Origin of the sequence: Streptococcus mitis, assembly GCF_965111735.1 — a bacterium.
In the GTDB taxonomy this organism is placed as follows: Bacteria; Bacillota; Bacilli; order Lactobacillales; family Streptococcaceae; genus Streptococcus; species Streptococcus mitis_DR.
Genome location: NZ_OZ217346.1, coordinates 2,096,382 through 2,111,648 on the forward strand (window position 1 = coordinate 2,096,382; position 15,267 = coordinate 2,111,648).

18 protein-coding genes and 1 pseudogene are annotated in these 15,267 nt (G+C 41.2%); 3 read left to right on the forward strand and 16 right to left on the reverse strand.

Features of this window, described 5'->3' with window-relative positions; genetic code table 11:
- Positions 1-9: 9 nt before the first annotated feature.
- Both ruvA and mutL read right to left on the reverse strand, forming a co-directional pair.
- Entirely contained in the window at positions 10-603 is a 594-nt protein-coding gene (gene ruvA, locus ACLV7W_RS10215) for a Holliday junction branch migration protein RuvA (RefSeq protein WP_261095828.1), read from the reverse strand.
- Between the two features lie 15 nt (positions 604-618).
- The gene (gene mutL / locus ACLV7W_RS10220) at positions 619-2,568 is read right to left on the reverse strand and encodes a DNA mismatch repair endonuclease MutL (RefSeq protein ID WP_411865895.1); all 1,950 of its coding nucleotides are present in this window, start codon (positions 2,566-2,568) and stop codon (positions 619-621) included.
- Positions 2,569-2,773: 205 nt separating this feature from the next.
- Between mutL and ACLV7W_RS10225 the strand changes: the two genes are divergently transcribed.
- Entirely contained in the window at positions 2,774-3,214 is a 441-nt protein-coding gene (locus ACLV7W_RS10225) for a LytTR family DNA-binding domain-containing protein (protein ID WP_153208760.1), read from the forward strand.
- Positions 3,211-3,669, forward strand: coding sequence for a DUF3021 domain-containing protein (locus tag ACLV7W_RS10230; protein WP_411865896.1), 459 nt, complete (start codon positions 3,211-3,213; stop codon positions 3,667-3,669). The genes ACLV7W_RS10225 and ACLV7W_RS10230 overlap by 4 nt, the downstream gene beginning before the upstream one ends.
- Before the next feature lie 47 nt (positions 3,670-3,716).
- Here the strand turns inward: ACLV7W_RS10230 and nrdI are convergent, their stop codons facing one another.
- The 3 genes and pseudogenes from nrdI to ACLV7W_RS10245 form a co-directional block, all read right to left on the reverse strand.
- Positions 3,717-4,181 (reverse strand): class Ib ribonucleoside-diphosphate reductase assembly flavoprotein NrdI, encoded by a 465-nt coding sequence (gene nrdI / locus ACLV7W_RS10235; RefSeq protein ID WP_227325488.1) that lies wholly within the window; start codon positions 4,179-4,181, stop codon positions 3,717-3,719.
- A 77-nt stretch (positions 4,182-4,258) separates the two neighbouring features.
- Complete coding sequence (locus tag ACLV7W_RS10240) at positions 4,259-4,792, reverse strand: ABC transporter permease (protein WP_411865897.1); 534 nt, start codon at positions 4,790-4,792, stop codon at positions 4,259-4,261.
- A 60-nt stretch (positions 4,793-4,852) separates the two neighbouring features.
- Positions 4,853-5,047 (reverse strand): annotated as a pseudogene (locus ACLV7W_RS10245) (helix-turn-helix domain-containing protein); the annotation flags it as partial.
- 139 nt (positions 5,048-5,186) lie between these two features.
- On the opposite strand from ACLV7W_RS10245, the gene ACLV7W_RS10250 reads away from it, so the two are divergent.
- Positions 5,187-5,756, forward strand: a complete 570-nt coding sequence (locus ACLV7W_RS10250) for an MptD family putative ECF transporter S component (protein ID WP_411865898.1) — start codon at positions 5,187-5,189, stop codon at positions 5,754-5,756.
- 30 nt (positions 5,757-5,786) lie between these two features.
- Here ACLV7W_RS10250 and ACLV7W_RS10255 read toward each other — a convergent pair whose 3' ends face one another.
- The 11 genes from ACLV7W_RS10255 to ACLV7W_RS10305 all read right to left on the reverse strand — a co-directional run bounded on the left by ACLV7W_RS10255 (position 5,787) and on the right by ACLV7W_RS10305 (position 15,102).
- Positions 5,787-6,479 carry a methionine ABC transporter permease gene (locus ACLV7W_RS10255; RefSeq protein WP_000444647.1) on the reverse strand — a complete coding sequence of 231 codons (693 nt, stop codon included), beginning with the start codon at positions 6,477-6,479 and terminating at the stop codon, positions 5,787-5,789.
- Position 6,480: 1 nt separating this feature from the next.
- Positions 6,481-7,542, reverse strand: coding sequence for a methionine ABC transporter ATP-binding protein (locus ACLV7W_RS10260; protein ID WP_411865899.1), 1,062 nt, complete (start codon positions 7,540-7,542; stop codon positions 6,481-6,483).
- A complete protein-coding gene (locus ACLV7W_RS10265) occupies positions 7,535-8,908 on the reverse strand; it encodes a M20 family metallopeptidase (protein ID WP_173266609.1) in 1,374 nt (457 codons plus the stop codon). Before ACLV7W_RS10265 ends, ACLV7W_RS10260 begins: the two co-directional genes overlap by 8 nt.
- A 96-nt stretch (positions 8,909-9,004) precedes the next feature.
- On the reverse strand, positions 9,005-9,859 hold the full coding sequence (locus ACLV7W_RS10270; protein ID WP_020902669.1) for a MetQ/NlpA family ABC transporter substrate-binding protein: 855 nt from the start codon (positions 9,857-9,859) through the stop codon (positions 9,005-9,007).
- A gap of 153 nt (positions 9,860-10,012) precedes the next feature.
- Complete coding sequence (locus ACLV7W_RS10275; protein ID WP_261024605.1) at positions 10,013-10,843, reverse strand: amino acid ABC transporter substrate-binding protein; 831 nt, start codon at positions 10,841-10,843, stop codon at positions 10,013-10,015.
- Positions 10,844-11,052: 209 nt separating this feature from the next.
- Positions 11,053-11,376: an AzlD domain-containing protein gene (locus ACLV7W_RS10280; protein WP_000253936.1), complete on the reverse strand. Its 324-nt coding sequence runs from the start codon at positions 11,374-11,376 to the stop codon at positions 11,053-11,055.
- Positions 11,366-12,061, reverse strand: a complete 696-nt coding sequence (locus tag ACLV7W_RS10285; RefSeq protein ID WP_000659743.1) for an AzlC family ABC transporter permease — start codon at positions 12,059-12,061, stop codon at positions 11,366-11,368. The genes ACLV7W_RS10280 and ACLV7W_RS10285 overlap by 11 nt, the downstream gene beginning before the upstream one ends.
- 125 nt (positions 12,062-12,186) lie before the next feature.
- Complete coding sequence (locus ACLV7W_RS10290; protein ID WP_000036821.1) at positions 12,187-12,699, reverse strand: HdeD family acid-resistance protein; 513 nt, start codon at positions 12,697-12,699, stop codon at positions 12,187-12,189.
- The gene (locus ACLV7W_RS10295) at positions 12,699-13,286 is read right to left on the reverse strand and encodes a TetR/AcrR family transcriptional regulator (protein WP_084927996.1); all 588 of its coding nucleotides are present in this window, start codon (positions 13,284-13,286) and stop codon (positions 12,699-12,701) included. The genes ACLV7W_RS10290 and ACLV7W_RS10295 overlap by 1 nt, the downstream gene beginning before the upstream one ends.
- A 183-nt stretch (positions 13,287-13,469) precedes the next feature.
- Positions 13,470-14,696, reverse strand: a complete 1,227-nt coding sequence (locus ACLV7W_RS10300) for an MFS transporter (protein ID WP_004254988.1) — start codon at positions 14,694-14,696, stop codon at positions 13,470-13,472.
- A 121-nt stretch (positions 14,697-14,817) separates the two neighbouring features.
- A complete protein-coding gene (locus ACLV7W_RS10305) occupies positions 14,818-15,102 on the reverse strand; it encodes a bacteriocin immunity protein (protein ID WP_004254985.1) in 285 nt (94 codons plus the stop codon).
- Positions 15,103-15,267: the final 165 nt, after the last annotated feature.

Genomic DNA, 15,267 nt, shown 5'->3' on the forward strand with positions numbered 1-15,267 from the left:
GCTCTGCTCCTATTTGACCAACATTTTAAGGGCCGACTTGATATAGTTCTCAGCTGTATCTGTCGTTCCTTCAAAGAATTTCTTGATTTTCTTGAGTTCGGTCGCCTTGTAGCCCAGAGCCAGCATGGCTTCCATGGCTTCTTCCAATTCTTGGTTTTCAGCGCTTGCTTGCACTGCCACCTTAGCAGGAAGGTCGTCTCCTGAAACTACTACCTTTCCTTCCAAGTCCAGCACCATCTGCTGGGCTGTTTTCTTGCCAATTTTAGGGAACTTAGTCAAGTAGGTGATGTTCTTAGTTTCAATGGCTTGAACCAAGCCAGCATTGTCATCAGCAGCGATAATAGCAAGAGCTGATACAGGACCAATCCCAGATACCGAAATCAGACTGAGAAAGAGCTTTTTCTCGTCTTCTGAGCGAAATCCATAAAGCAAATGGGCATCCTCACGCACAACCTGATGCACATAAATTTGAGCCTCTTGATTGATCTGTCCTGAGTAGGCATAGGGATTAGCCACATGCAGGATATAACCAATACCGTTGACTTCAAGAACAATGTATTTAGCAGTGATTTTGGTAATGATTCCTTTTAAATATTCGTACATAGTTTTCCTTTTAGTTTAATATTTCCCCAACTCACGGAGACTGGTGTGATTTTCTTGAATACGTCGGAACATCTTTTCCATATCCGACTTGGTGAAGTGCACCAAAACAGGACGCCCGTGGGGACAGTTGTAGGGATTGTCACACTGAGAAAGCTGATAGAGGAGCTGTCTAGCCGAATGGTCATCGATACGATGGTAAGCCTTGATAGACCGTTTGCAGGACATCATAATAGCCAACTCTGCTCGGTATTTCTTGATAGAAACTTCCTTGGTCAAGAGTAGCATGTCGCACATCTCATAGATGCCTGATTCAATCTCTTCTTCTGCCATCCAAATAGGATGTTCACGTAGGATAAATTGATTTTCTCCGTACTCTGATAGAAAGACGCCCACTTCCTCCAAAAGTGCCATTCTTTCCTTGAGACGAAGGGCATCATCCGCTGGAAATTCAAAGATATAGGGCACTAGGAGTTGCTGCTGGCTCTGATCAACATCGCCAATACTTTCACGGTATTCCTCGTACTTGACCCGTTCCTGCGCCGCATGTTGGTCTATGATGTAGAGCCCATCTCGCCCTTGAGCAAAGAGATAAGTCCCATGCATTTGCCCGAAAAATTCCAACTCTGGGAAGCTTGATGATTCTTCTCGCTCCAGCTTATCATAGGCCTTATCAAGACTCGCAAGGTCTAACTCTGGGTGATCTAGCTGGTCGTAGTTAGCAGGCTTTCTCTCTGCAAAATGCAGTTTAGCTGGCTTGGTCAATTGGTCCAAGGTTTCTTTGGCAAATAGGGTTAAATCCTGCCCTTCCTCAGTCAATTCTACCTGATAATCAGCCACCTCAGCTTGACTAGGTCTTGTCGGCTCAGTTTTCTCATAGTAGAGCGTATTTTCTTTGAGTGGGAGAATAGTTTGCTCCACCTTCTCACGATTGCGCAAGGTCGATTTGGCAAGATTTTCCAAGGCATCTGGAATCAAGGTTTGCTCCTTGAGACTGTTGGAAATAGCTTCTGAAACCAGTGTCATCAGTTCTTTTTCCTTGGAAATCCGTACTTCTTGCTTGGTTGGATGCACATTGACATCCGCTAGATAAGGGTCGATATGAATGTGAATGACAGCCAGTGGAAAACGCCCCACCATGAGCTTACTGCCATAGCCGTCAAGAATAGCACGATTGAGCAGGAAGTTCTTGATATAACGGCCATTGATGAAAAGACTGATATAATTGCGATTAGCCCGAGTCAACTCAGGTAAGGATACAAATCCTGAAATTTCGAAATCTAGGTCAGAATTCTCAATTTCAATCATCTTCTTAGCACTAGCCAAACCGTAAATCCCCGCGATAGCTTGACGCAGTTGACCAGTCCCTGCTGTCCGCGTCATCTCCTTACCATCACTAATCAAGCTGAAAGAAATCTCGGGATGGGCCAAGCCCAGACGGTTGACAATATCAATGATATGAGACAACTCCGCCTGCTGGCTCTTCATATACTTGAGGCGGGCAGGCGTGTTGAAAAAGAGGTCCTCCACACAAACCTTGGTTCCCACAGGACTAGTCGCTGGGATGACTTCTTCGACTTCACCTCCACGCGCGACTAACTTAGTCCCATGACTTGCACCATCCACCGCCGTCAACAGAGTCAAGACACTAACAGAAGCGATAGAAGGCAGGGCTTCACCACGAAAACCAAGCGTCCGAATCCGAAAAAGGTCTGCCTGATTTTTTATCTTACTAGTTGCATGGCGACGCAGGGCCAATTCCACCTCATCGTGGGCAATTCCATGACCATTATCTGTGATCTGAATCTTCTTGAGACCAGCTTCCTCAATCTCAATGATAATCTGGCTAGAGCCAGCATCAATGGCATTTTCTACCAACTCTTTAACAACACTGGCAGGACGTTCGATAACCTCTCCTGCCGCTATCTGGTTTGCCAACACCTCTGGCAATTCAATAATATGAGACATCTTTCAGCCCCTTTCTGTATCTTTTTTCCTAGAAATTGATTAGTGCTATTATACCATATTTCAGAAAGGACAGAAAAGCTCCACCACATAGGAGCCAAATCCCTCCACATAAACAAAGTCCCTTGCCAGGTGTCGTAAAATAGTGTTTAATAAAGGTGTACAAGAAGTGATCACAATTTTGTATGAAAAACAAGGAGAGAAATTTATGAAAGTAGAACTACAGATTAGTGAGTCTTACGAGGAGGAAAAACTGATTGTCCAAGCACCTCAAGAGACCGAAAAAGTCCAAAAAGTCATCGAGTTCGCAGAAAATCTGGATCAAAAAGAAAAAATCAAAGGGAAAATCGATGATCAGGTCTATCTAGTTAAGATTGGTAAGATACAACGCTTCTATATCGAGAATCGGAAGGTTCTAGCAGAAACAGCAAGTCAGACCTACAACATTGATTTACGGCTCTATCAAGTCCTTGAAATTCTGCCAACCAATTTTATCCAAATTTCTCAATCAGAAATCATCAATATCGACTCCATCTCTCACCTCAAGCTCACTCCCAACGGTCTAGTTGAAATTTTCTTGAAGAATGAAAGCTTCACCTACTCTTCACGCCGTTACCTAAAAACCATCAAGGAGAAATTAGAACTATGAAAAAACAAATCTTCCACGACGCAGCTGCTGGTGTCCTCATCGGCCTCATCCTCTCTATCATCTTTTCACTCATTTATGCACCAAATACCTACGCACCACTGAGTCCTGAATCTCTGATCGGACAAGTGATGGCTCAACATCAGGTTCACGGTGCCTTGGTCTTGCTCTACTGTACTCTTATCTGGGCAGCCATCGGTATTCTCTTCAACTTTGGTAAACGATTATTCAGCCGTGACTGGAGCATGCTCCGTGCAACTATGACCCATTTCTTCCTCATGCTGGCTGGCTTTATCCCACTAGCAACTCTGGCAGGTTGGTTTCCTTTTCACTGGATCTTCTATCTCCAGCTCATTATCGAGTTTGCGATTGTCTACCTCATCATTTGGGCTATTCTTTATAAAAGAGAAGCTAAAAAAGTGGACCATATCAATCAACTCTTGAAGCATAAAAAGTAAGAGTGCTGATAAAACCACTTGGAATAATAAAAAAGCCAAGCCTAAGCTTAACTTTCCAACTCATACAAATCTGCAATAATCGCTGCGACACGTTTGATATCTCCCAGCATGCCTCGCATTTCAAAATCGGCCAATACAGGGAAACCAAAACGTTGACTGTATTGCTTGGCTGTCAGGCAGTATTGGTTATTAAAGTTACGATTTCCTGAACCAACCACACCAAAACACTTACTAGCATTGTCACCATAGGCGATAAAATCCCCAACGGGTGTCGTCAAAATCTCAACATCTCCGTTGTCCACGCCATTTCCACCTTCTAGGTAGGTCGGCAAAAAAGTGACATAAGGATGATCCATTTCATAGAAATCTTGGCCTTCTTTGACCAAATCCTTGATATGAATCTTTTGAACCTCTATTCCCTCGTACTGGGACAAGAGATAATCTTTCAAGCGCGTCACAAAACTTTCAGTATTGCCACTCAGACTAATATAAACTAAAGAAATTGTCTTCATATTTACCTCCATGATTTTATCTATAATCGAAAAATAACTACCAAGATTGTAACTTGATAGTTATTTTTTGTCAATACTTAGACAAGTTCTTCCTCTTCTTGAGTTTCTGTTAATTCTTTTTGCTGACGCCACATCTTATAGAAGACAAGGGCTAGGAAAAGAACATTGATGACGATATAGAAAATGCTAACAGCTTTTGAACCAATACTGATTCCCAAACGCATAGTCTCATCTCGAACTAACTGTACAGCATCTTGTAAACTCACATAACTATAAATCGAACCAACAATGGCTAACAAAACATAGCCAACATAAGCATAGTTTGCATATTGCAAGTTCTTACGAACAAGGAAGACAATAGCTACTACAACTAAAATAGCAGACAACACAACCAAAGCAACATTAAAAATAGAATGAGATGCTTCTGCCACTTTATAGCTATAATTAAGGGTATCTTCTATCTGCTGAGCATTGACACCCCCAGCTTGTGGTTGACTCGCACGAAGGGCTTCTTTGCTAGGCAAGGGACTCAAAATTCCAAATAGTGACGTAGCTGAAATAAGGGCAGACAAGATTAGCAAGACCCATAGATAAATTGGTTTCTTTTTCATAATAGAACCTCCTGATATTATTATTGATATTATAGCACCTTTTGTAAAGGAATACAAGTATTATAGTGTAGTTTCTACCTGTTTTCGGTAGGCTTTTGGCGATTTTCCGCACAATTTTCGGAACACTTTATAGAAATATCCAACATTACTATACCCAACAGCATAACAAATATCTTCTATACTGTCACTAGTTGAAAGCAAGAGTTGTTGAGCAGCCTTAATGCGTTGTTTGTTTAGTAGATATGCGAAGATTGACTTGATATCTTCAAATTCCGGAACACCTGACTATTAACATCTTATAAACTACGGATTAACTCCGGTACCGTGCCCCATTTACAATCCCACCAAACCATGGTAAAATGAGAATTGTGAAAAAATTATCAGGAGACAATTCATGAAGAAATCTATCTTAACTACACTGCTCTTTGCAGTTCTTTACTTCCTCTCCATGGGGATTGGTGTCCTTTTGGGAAATCTCTTTGACCAAACTGGAAACATGTTTTATGCGCCTGCCTTTACTGCCCTTGTCGGCGGTAGCGTCTATATGATCCTAGTCGCAAAAGTTCCGCGCTTTGGTGCCATTACCACTATCGGCCTTGTCATGGCCCTCTTTTTCTTGGGATCTAAACACGGTGCTGGTGCCTTCCTTCCTGGAATTATCTGTGGCCTCCTAGCAGATGGAGTAGCTCATTTAGGCAAATACAAGGATCAAACTAAAAATTTCCTTTCTTTCGTTATTTTCGCCTTTAGCTCAACAGGACCAATCTTACTTATGTGGATTGCGCCTCAAGCCTATATGGCTACCCTTCTAGCAAGAGGAAAATCGCAAGAATATATCGACCGTATCATGGTCGCACCAAACCCTGGAACCGTCCTTCTATTTATCGCAAGTATTGTCATCGGAGCCCTAGTGGGTGCCTTGATTGGACAAGCCTTGAGTAAAAAATTTGCACAAAAAATCTGATTAATAAAAAAGAGCCGTGTGGCTCTTTTTTTATTTATGACTCAATTTCTTGGTCAAGAAATCTCCCAAGAATTGGATTGCAAAGATAATCAAAATGATAATGATGGTTGCCAAAATGGTCACATCGTGATTGTAGCGGTTAAATCCATAAGCGATGGCTACGTTACCGATACCACCAGCTCCAACCGCACCAGCCATAGCTGTTTCTCCAACAAGAGAAATCAAGGTCACAGTCGTCACACGGATCAAATCTGGCAGACCTTCTGATAGGTAGACACCCACGATATCCCAGAATGTCGCTCCGCTCGCTTGAGCCGCCTCAATGACACCACCATCCAGTTCAGCCAATACCACCTGTACTTGACGGGCAAAGAAGGCAAAGACTGCAAAAGATAGCGGTACGATAGCCGCATTTGGACCAATGCTTGTTCCTACGATTAGATGAGAGAAGGGTGACAAGACTGCCAAGAGAATGATAAATGGTACCGCACGGAAAATAGAGGTAATCTTATCTAAAATCCAGAAAACGACCTTATTTTCCAAGACACCACCTGGCGCTGTCAAAACAAGGAAAAGACCTGCCACTAGCCCCAAGAACCCTCCGATGATGAAAGAAAGAACTGTCATATAAAGAGTTAGATAGATGGCTGTTCCCCAGCCTGCCTGACCAGCCCAACCCATTTTATAGACATTTGGCAAATAGGTTTGAATCAATGATTCCATCTTACTGTCCTCCCTTCAATACTTTTAGTTGTACGCCTGCTTGACGAATGGCTTCTTGGGCACCTGCCAACGCTGCTTTTTCACCTGACAAGACCACAACCAATTCTCCAACAGGAGTACCATCGAGGATTTCAATATTTCCATAGAGGATATTAGCCGTTACTTGATAATGCTTGTACAATTCATTCAAAAGTGGCTCGTCTGTTGAAGCACCTGCATACTTGAGTTGCACTAAAAGACTGTTTTCAGACAAATGTTGTACGATTTCTTGCTTCTCAATTTTGACCATAGCTTCATCAATTCCTGTGGCTGTTGAGATAAAGTCTTGAGTCAAAGGCTGTTTAGGATCTGAGAAGATTTCAAGGACGCTGCCCTCTTCAATCAAATGCCCATCCTGCATGACTGCCACACGATTGGCAATGTCTTTGACAATCTGCATTTCATGCGTAATCAAGACAACCGTCAAGCCTAATTTTTGGTTCAAATCTTGCAACAAGGCCAAAATCTGCTTGGTTGTCTTAGGATCAAGGGCAGAAGTTGACTCATCTGAAATCAAGATTTTTGGATCATTTGCCAAGGCACGCGCAATGGCCACACGCTGTTTTTGCCCTCCAGATAGTTGTGAAGGGTAGTTTTCAGCACGGTCTGCCAAGCCAACCAAGTCCAACAACTTAGCTACTTTAGCCTTCTTTTCTTCCTTGCTGAGTCCAGAATGTTTAAGGGCAAAGGCTACATTCTCCTCTGCTGTCTTTTGGCTCATCAGATTGAAATGCTGGAAAATCATCCCGATATCCTGACGTTTACGACGCAACTGCTCTGCTGTCAAGGTCACCTTGTCATCAAAAATCACATCATCGTCAATAGTAATTTTCCCTGCAGATGGCTTTTGCAAAAGGTTAATCACCCGTACAAGGGTTGATTTCCCTGCTCCAGAATATCCAACGATCCCGTAGATATCCCCTTCTTGGATGTGAATGGTCACATCCTTGACCGCTGTGATGGTTCTCTTCTTTTGGTGAAAAGTCACATCGATCTGATCTAACTTGATAATATCTCTACTCATAGCTTCTAATCAGCTCCTCTACTAATTCAATATGGGTGTAGTAATCGGCGATTCGCACGTTCTCATCTCCACCGTGGTCTCGGCTATTGGCATTTCCTAGACCGAAGGCCACCATTGGCACCTCTAGGGCATCAAATACCGTATGCATAGGCCCTGTCCCAGCTGTCGTCGGCAAGACTGAGACGCCCTGTGGATAGAATTTCTTGGCCAACTCGATTACATTGAGAATGGCCGGCGCGCTCATATCGCTTCGATAGCTCATCTCTCCCAAGGTATAGTATAATTCTACCTTATCAAAGCCATTTTTGTCTAGCTGTTTCCGAATTTTTTCCAGAACATCATGCGGTTCTAGGCCAGGAACCAAACGAACTTCTAACTTAGCACTAGCTTCTGCAGGCAAAATCGTTTTAACCCCTTGCCCTTGGTAACCTGACTGAATCCCTTCGATATTAAGGGCTGGCTCGAAAAAGAAACGTTTTAGGAAGGCAGCGCGTTCCTCTTGTAAAAGAGGCAATTCCAAACCATAAATCTGGCTGATTTCCCCAGGATTGCGTTGGGCATAAGTATCCACCAATGCCAATTCCCGTTCATTTGGCTCTTGAACTTCTTCGTACAAACCTTCAACTAAAATACGGCCATCTGCAGCGCGAAGAGACTGTAAGGCTTGAAGGAGATACCAGGGAGCTGATTCCACAACCCCACCATAACTAGAGTGGATATCCACATCAGCACTTTTTACCTTGGCATCAAAGGTCACGATCCCCTTGTTGCCACCAGAAATTTCCAGCTGTTCCAAGGCATTTTTGGTTCCTTGTTCCCAGACCAACAAATCTGCTCCACGGAGTTTATCCGCATGTTTTTCCAGATACTTATCTAGATCTGTCGAAGCCGATTCCTCCGCTCCCTCCATGATAAAACTGATATTGACAGGCAAATCATCATGGTGCTGCATATATTTTCTCAAAGCACTCAAACGAGCCGTGATATGACCCTTGTCATCGTCAACCCCACGCCCATACATGAAGCCATTGCGGACCGAAAGCGTAAAGGGATCCTCTGTCCAGACCTGATCCCCATCCGCTGGCACAGTGTCATAGTGGTTATAGAAAATCAAAGTCTTAGCATCTGGACGCGAACTCTTGAAATGCGCCATAACAAAGGGCGCTGTATAAGTCTCATCAATCTCCACTTCAGCCCCAACACGTTTGAAAATCTCACCCAGATAATTTGCGACTTCCTTAAGTCCAACCTGCTGGGCAAATACTGATTTCTTAGAAATCAAGGTACGCAAAACTTCAAAATAATGCTGGGCTACATGATCCTTTTCAAATTTTTCAATTTGTTCTTGTTCGCTAGGAAAAACCATATTCTCTCTACCTTTCTATGAACTACTCTTCCTGACAATCCATGCTCTATACAAAAGCAAGAGGTGGAATTTTCTCTCCCACCTCCCTATTTCTTATTACCAAACTGGTTGATCCAAACCGTCTGATGTTTCTTCGATAACTTTTTTCACTTCATCTGTATGGTAAGCTGCAACAACTTTCTTGATAGCATCAGCCTTAGGTGATGATTCCCAATCTTTTTTCGCAACAATGATGTTATACCATTGTTTTGAATTTTCATCAGCTTGTTCTTTGAAGAGTGCTTTCTTGTAGTCCAATTTTGCTTCTGTAACGAAGGTATTGTTTACAACGGCAGCGTCAACTGATGACAATGAACGAGCTGTTTGACTAGCGTCCAATTCAGTGATTTTCAAGTTCTTTGGATTTTCTTTGATGTTGGCAACTGTTGCAAGAGCAGTTCCAGAAACATCCAATTTAATCAAGCCAGCTGATTGAAGCAAGTAAAGCGCACGGCTTTCGTTTGTAGCATCGTTCGGTACAGCGATTTCTCCGTTTGCTGGGATGTCTTCTACTTTAGTGTACTTGTTGTCACTTCCATTCAAACCTGAGTAAAGGCGAATTGGAGAGATGTAAGTATCTGCAATCGCTACAAGGTCTTTTCCGTTTTCTTTGTTCCAGTTGTTCAAGAAGTTATAGTGTTGGAAAGCGTTCAAGTCTACTTCACCATCAGCAGTTGCCTTGTTTGGTTGTGAGTAGTCTGTGAACTCTGTAAATTCCAAAGTGATACCGTCTTTTTTAACCAATTCTTGGATTTTGTCCCAACGTTTTTCTTCAGAACCGCTACGGTTAACCGTTGCGATTTTGATAGTTGTTGCATTGTCTGCTTTCTTTTCTGAGTTTCCGCAAGCTGCAAGAGCCAAACCTGCGACTGTAGCAAGGGCTGCTACACCAAGCCATTTTTTGATTTTCATGATTCTTTCTCCTTAAAAATAATACCGTACTAGTATCTCACAATTTGTTTGATTTCACAAATTGTTATTAGATAATCAGATATATAGTTTAAAACTATATCCTTAAAGACTTAGAAATCACCCATCTTCATCAGAATGGATGATTTCAAGAAATTATTTAATATCAGCTTCTGCCGGTAGGTAAGTATCTCCGAAGAATTGTTTAGACAATTTTTCAAGAGTGCCATCTTTGTAAAGTTCTTGGATGCGTTTGTCTACAAATGATTTCAACTCATCTTGACCTTGAGCAAGAAGTGGGTAAACGTACGGTTGTTGGTCACTTGGAAGTTCGATGACTTTCAAGTTGTCCAAACCTTGGTCCTTGATGACTGTTTCAACACCGATTTTATCAAAAATCTTGTAGTCAAACTGGCCATCGCTCAAGCGTCCCATGATTTGTTGGAAGTCCGCTTTAGTATACTTTAGGACAGTTGGATTATCTGAATGTTGTTTGTTGTAGTCTTCTAGCTGTTTAGCAGAAGTTGTCCCTTGAACAACTTCTGTTGATTTTCCACCGATATCATCAAGCGATTTGATGCTAGGGTCATCTTTTTTCACTACAAGAACGTTAGGGTTTTTAGCAGTTGGAGCTGCATAAAGGTATTTTTCAGCACGTTCTTTCGTGTAGCTGATGTTGCTAACAGCCATATTGTAACGGTCGGCATCAAGTCCTGCAAAGACTCCTGACCACTCAGTCTTCTCAAACTTGACATCATACTTGTCAGAGTCTTTAAAGATAGCGCGAACCACTTCAATTTCGTAACCAGTCAATTCGCCATTTTCTTCATAGTTGAATGGTTTTGGTGTAGCATTAGTTGCAACGATAATTTCTTTCTTGCTAGCTGCTTCTCCTTCTTTCTTAGCACCACCTGAGCAAGCTGCTAACACACCTGCAGCAACAAGCCCTAGGGCAGCAAGAGATGAGTATTTAACGATTTTTTTCATGTCATTTCCTCCAAAATAGAATACCTTATAATCTTAACAGAAAAAGACCATTTACGCCATTATATGATATCTATCTCTGTGATAGGTTTTCTTTATGGCTAATTTATACTCAATGAAAATCAAAGAGCAAACTAGAAAGCTAGCCGCAAGCTGTACTTGAGTACGGTAAGGCGACGCTGACGTGGTTTGAATTTGATTTTCGAAGAGTATTAAAAGACCAAACGCAAGACTGCAATTAAGACCACTCCAAAGAGAACCGTTCCGACTAGATTACGGTAGCGAAAGGCCACCCAAGCCGTTGGAAAGACTGCTAAGAAATCCAGCCATTTGATTTGAGGAAGACTCCCAACCTTGCCTGTCACTACGCTTGAAAGAATCAAGGCAAAGATAATAGAAACAGGCAAGAATTTCAAAAAACGCTCAACGATTGCAGGCAAGCCCTTATACTTGACCAAGATGAAGGGAATCATACGGGGAATCCAAGTCACCAAGCCAGAGAAAATAACTGCTAATAAAAGATACTTACTGACCATCTAAAACCACCCCCATTGTACAACCTAGCAAGGTCGCAAACAGAACAGCTAGCGACTGAGACACCACTGTTAAGAGTAAAAAGAAGGACACCGCAACAACTGCTAGGATAATGAGCAGATTGCGGACAGGAATCCGTCTTTGCATAATCTGGAATTGCGAAGCAAAAATTCCAATGAACATCCCAACCAGGGCAAAATCCAAGCCAAAGATTTCTGGATTTGGCAGCAGACCACCCAGAGCCGTTCCGACAACTGTTCCCACAAACCAAGCCACATAGCTGTTGAGATTGTTTCCGTGCATCCACATAGGATTGACCTTGTCTGTATGGGCTAACTCGCCCATCAAAACGCCATAAGTCTCATCCGTCAAGAGACTAGACATACCGATATTTTGCCAGAGACTGGTATGACGGAAATAGGTTGACGCATGCAAACTCAACAAAAAGAGACGCAAATTAATCAAAAAGACCGTCATAGCAATAGCTGCCACAGGTGCTTGAACCGCAATCAGTGCCAACATGGCAAACTGGGCACTCCCAGCATAAACAAAGAGGCTCATCAAGCCCATCTCAACAGGTGTCACATAGGGCGCACCAATAATCCCACAGGCCAAGCCAATACTGACATAACCAAGGGCCGTTGGCATGGCCGCCTGCGCCCCCTCCCAAAATCCTTTTTCTTTCATCTTTCTCCTCATATTGTCTTAATAAATAGGCTGAAAAGGCTCCAGCCATAGCATGGACTATTATAACACATTCAGGAAAGAGAAAAAAGTCTGCTGATTGTAATCAGACAGACTCCATTTTATTCTTATTTAATCTTGAAGAATTGAACAATTGCCACAATACCTTGATAAATAAAGACAAAGGCAATGGTGTAACTAATATAGAGACCGGTCATCAATGGGTGTCCCATCATGATTAAACCTGCTACGATTCCTAAAATCCCCATCCAAACTAGAGGGGTACCTACCGATTTATCCGTCTTACGAACCTTGAAACCAACGATAGTTTTTGTAATACCATTTGTCAAGGCCCATAAAGAAATGATAAATGGTACAAATGTTACCATTTCAATAAAGCTACCTGAGAACAAGGTAAGAGCGAGGATGAGGGTAACAATTCCTCCAAATAAATTCCAGCCATGCTTTTCTTCTGATTTGAAGTATTGTACAATCTCAGAAATCCCTTGAACTGCAAATACAAGTGCAAACCAGAAAGTCATGGAAGCCAAGCTAATAAGAGGATGTGCAAACATATTAAAACCTACAAAAACTGCAAAAATACCCGCAATTAGTAACAACCATTTCCAAATTTTCGACATTATTTTTCTCCTTTTTTAGAGGAATCTTCCTCTAGTATTCCATAAATCATCATATCCAAAACCTGTGATAATTGATGTTCATATCCTGAAACCAAGTCAGGCAAACTGCTATCTGACGAAACAGTTAAATAATAGGAACGAAACATATCCTGAATCAATCGCAGATAGTCCATAGCTCGTTTCTCATCAATATGCTCTTTCAGTTTGGATTCTGATATAAGTTTTTGACAAACTTGTTCATTCAAGTCCAAAAAGATAGCTTTCTGTGGTGCAATGTCTGCTTCCAATTCTTCTGGTGTCGCAATCATTGCCTCAAAGAAAATGTGGCTATGTTCTGGGTATTGCTGATAAAATTGGTGACGTCTTTCCATATAATCAGCTAAGGAGGGCACTTGACCTTCCACCCCCAGAAACACTGCCAAAGCTTTCTCAAAACTCTCCTGAAAACAAGTTAGATAGAGGTCTGATTTCCCTGAAAAATTATGATACAAAACTCCTTTGGAAATACCATCCACTTTACAAAGTTCATTGATGACAAAACCTTGATAGCCTTTTGTAGCAAATTCAAACAAAGCAGCGGTAATGATTTTCTCTCTTCGTAGTCTTGTTTTTTTCTTCTTTTCTCATGTATTTATCTCTACATTTTTTAATTATAAACCGATTGGTCTGAAATGTCAAGCAACTTTCTCAAAAATTTAACAGTCTGCTGATTGTAGCCATCATAAACAGACTGGAATCCAGTCTCAAACATATAATATACACATTCTTCGCTAAATGTTTTCACGGATATTCAAGAGTATGATAAAGGCAGCTAGAAGAAATAGCAATAAAACAAAGCTAACTGCCAGAGTTCCAAAGCTAGTAGCAATGGTTACCAAAGCTATTGTAAATAAGCTAGGTAAAACAACTGTAATGGCACCGATAGAGGATTGAACTGCTCCCATTGACTCCTCAGGTATTTGTTTAAAAATGAGTTCCTGTAATCGAGGAGAGAGGATACCTGCGAAAAAGGCATCCAAGGCACTAAAGATAAGAATCCAGTCAAAACGAACTGCCACAAAGCCAACTAAAAGGAGTAATTGGATAATAAGCGAGGCATATAGGGCTAGTTTTATGGAGATTGTATTCTTCAGATAGCCACTCACAAGGCTTCCGACAATAAGGGCTGACAATTCAAGGGTGGATAACAAGGCAAGAGATTGACCTGTTTGTAAATTCAAAAAGGGCTGATTCCTCAAAAACAGAGTAGAAACAGGAACTGTAACATTTATCACTGCTTGACTAATAGAGATAATAAACAAAACCAAGAGCACCTTATTCATATTCCATATCAATTTTGATGATTGGAGCAGATGCTGGCAAAAGGATTTTACAGAGAGTCCTTCTTGATAGCTAATCGTTTTTTCTACTTTCAAGAGGTCTGTTTTTATGAAAAGAATACCTAAAAATGCGATTAAAAAGGTCAGAGCATTCAGTAAGGAAATAGACTGGATAGATAGAATACCTAGTAAGACTCCTCCTAGAATATTACTGATTGTTTTCACTAAACTAACAGTTGACTGTTTAAATCCAATAGCTTCTGCCAGATGGTCTTGCCCAATAATTCTAATGAAAATCGGAGTGAGCATGGCGCCTGAAAAATAACTCAATGTGTCAGATAAGAGGTTAATCAGACAAATAAATGCTACTAATAACAAGGAAAAGGACTGCCCTGAAAGTGATAAAGAAACGATAGAGTAAAGCAAAAATTTTGCAAAACTAATCATTGTATATTTTAGGACACGATGATGTTGAAAATCCGCCAAAACTCCCAGAAAGATTTGCAGAACTTGAGGAAGGGTTTCTGAAATCGTGATCAGTAAAATCGCCAAAGGGGCAAAAGATGCATCTGCCACATAATTCAAAAAGGCCAGATAAAAAATCGTATCCCCAACCGTTGAAATCCACTGGTTGATGGTTAATTGCCTAAAATTTCTATTTTGAAGAAATACTTTCATCACAACTCCTTTTAAAGTTCCAGTGTATAGAAAACAAGACTTGGTTTAATATTGAACTCCAAGCCTTGCTCATATTCAGATTCATCCATTATATGATGTTCATGCCGTATTTTATAATAAATCATATCTTAAAAATACCAGACCACACTATTCCCTGCTTGTATTTAGCTTCTTTCTTTTGGACAAATTTTGCTAAATCCAACAACTCTGTCGGCGGTTCACCTTTAAAGCTCAACAATTCTTTAGAGACGGCAAAAGAAAGACGTACAGCTAACAAATCTTCATTAGTACTAGAGAACTGTTTTGCTGTTTCCAGCAATTGCTTCCTAAATTCTTCCGTCAAGCTAATTTCTTTATTATTGTATAGGGAATGAATTAACATTTGTAACTGACTTTGTTTTTCCATCGTTTACCTCATTTTATCTAGGACGCCAAGTTTCACTTTTAGTCCAGCCATTTACAGTATGCTCATAATTAAACATATACTGTACGAATTCCCATCTATAAACCACTTCTGCGACTTAGGATCTGCTTGAAGTGCTTTACAAGGATAGTATAACACGAAAATTAG

Excerpts from the sequence above, each read along its gene's own strand:
- ACLV7W_RS10290 (WP_000036821.1), bottom strand. The coding sequence starts at position 12,699 with ATGTCGAAAATTTGGAAATGGTTGTTACTAATTGCGGGTATTTTTGCA.
- ACLV7W_RS10255 (WP_000444647.1), bottom strand. The coding sequence starts at position 6,479 with ATGGAATCATTGATTCAAACCTATTTGCCAAATGTCTATAAAATGGGT.
- ruvA (WP_261095828.1), bottom strand. The coding sequence starts at position 603 with ATGTACGAATATTTAAAAGGAATCATTACCAAAATCACTGCTAAATAC.
- mutL (WP_411865895.1), bottom strand. The coding sequence starts at position 2,568 with ATGTCTCATATTATTGAATTGCCAGAGGTGTTGGCAAACCAGATAGCG.
- ACLV7W_RS10300 (WP_004254988.1), bottom strand. The coding sequence starts at position 14,696 with ATGAAAGTATTTCTTCAAAATAGAAATTTTAGGCAATTAACCATCAAC.
- ACLV7W_RS10250 (WP_411865898.1), top strand. The coding sequence starts at position 5,187 with ATGAAGAAATCTATCTTAACTACACTGCTCTTTGCAGTTCTTTACTTC.
- ACLV7W_RS10265 (WP_173266609.1), bottom strand. The coding sequence starts at position 8,908 with ATGGTTTTTCCTAGCGAACAAGAACAAATTGAAAAATTTGAAAAGGAT.
- ACLV7W_RS10285 (WP_000659743.1), bottom strand. The coding sequence starts at position 12,061 with ATGAAAGAAAAAGGATTTTGGGAGGGGGCGCAGGCGGCCATGCCAACG.
- ACLV7W_RS10230 (WP_411865896.1), top strand. The coding sequence starts at position 3,211 with ATGAAAAAACAAATCTTCCACGACGCAGCTGCTGGTGTCCTCATCGGC.
- ACLV7W_RS10275 (WP_261024605.1), bottom strand. The coding sequence starts at position 10,843 with ATGAAAAAAATCGTTAAATACTCATCTCTTGCTGCCCTAGGGCTTGTT.
- ACLV7W_RS10225 (WP_153208760.1), top strand. The coding sequence starts at position 2,774 with ATGAAAGTAGAACTACAGATTAGTGAGTCTTACGAGGAGGAAAAACTG.
- nrdI (WP_227325488.1), bottom strand. The coding sequence starts at position 4,181 with ATGAAGACAATTTCTTTAGTTTATATTAGTCTGAGTGGCAATACTGAA.
- ACLV7W_RS10280 (WP_000253936.1), bottom strand. The coding sequence starts at position 11,376 with ATGGTCAGTAAGTATCTTTTATTAGCAGTTATTTTCTCTGGCTTGGTG.
- ACLV7W_RS10270 (WP_020902669.1), bottom strand. The coding sequence starts at position 9,859 with ATGAAAATCAAAAAATGGCTTGGTGTAGCAGCCCTTGCTACAGTCGCA.
- ACLV7W_RS10260 (WP_411865899.1), bottom strand. The coding sequence starts at position 7,542 with ATGAGTAGAGATATTATCAAGTTAGATCAGATCGATGTGACTTTTCAC.
- ACLV7W_RS10305 (WP_004254985.1), bottom strand. The coding sequence starts at position 15,102 with ATGGAAAAACAAAGTCAGTTACAAATGTTAATTCATTCCCTATACAAT.
- ACLV7W_RS10240 (WP_411865897.1), bottom strand. The coding sequence starts at position 4,792 with ATGAAAAAGAAACCAATTTATCTATGGGTCTTGCTAATCTTGTCTGCC.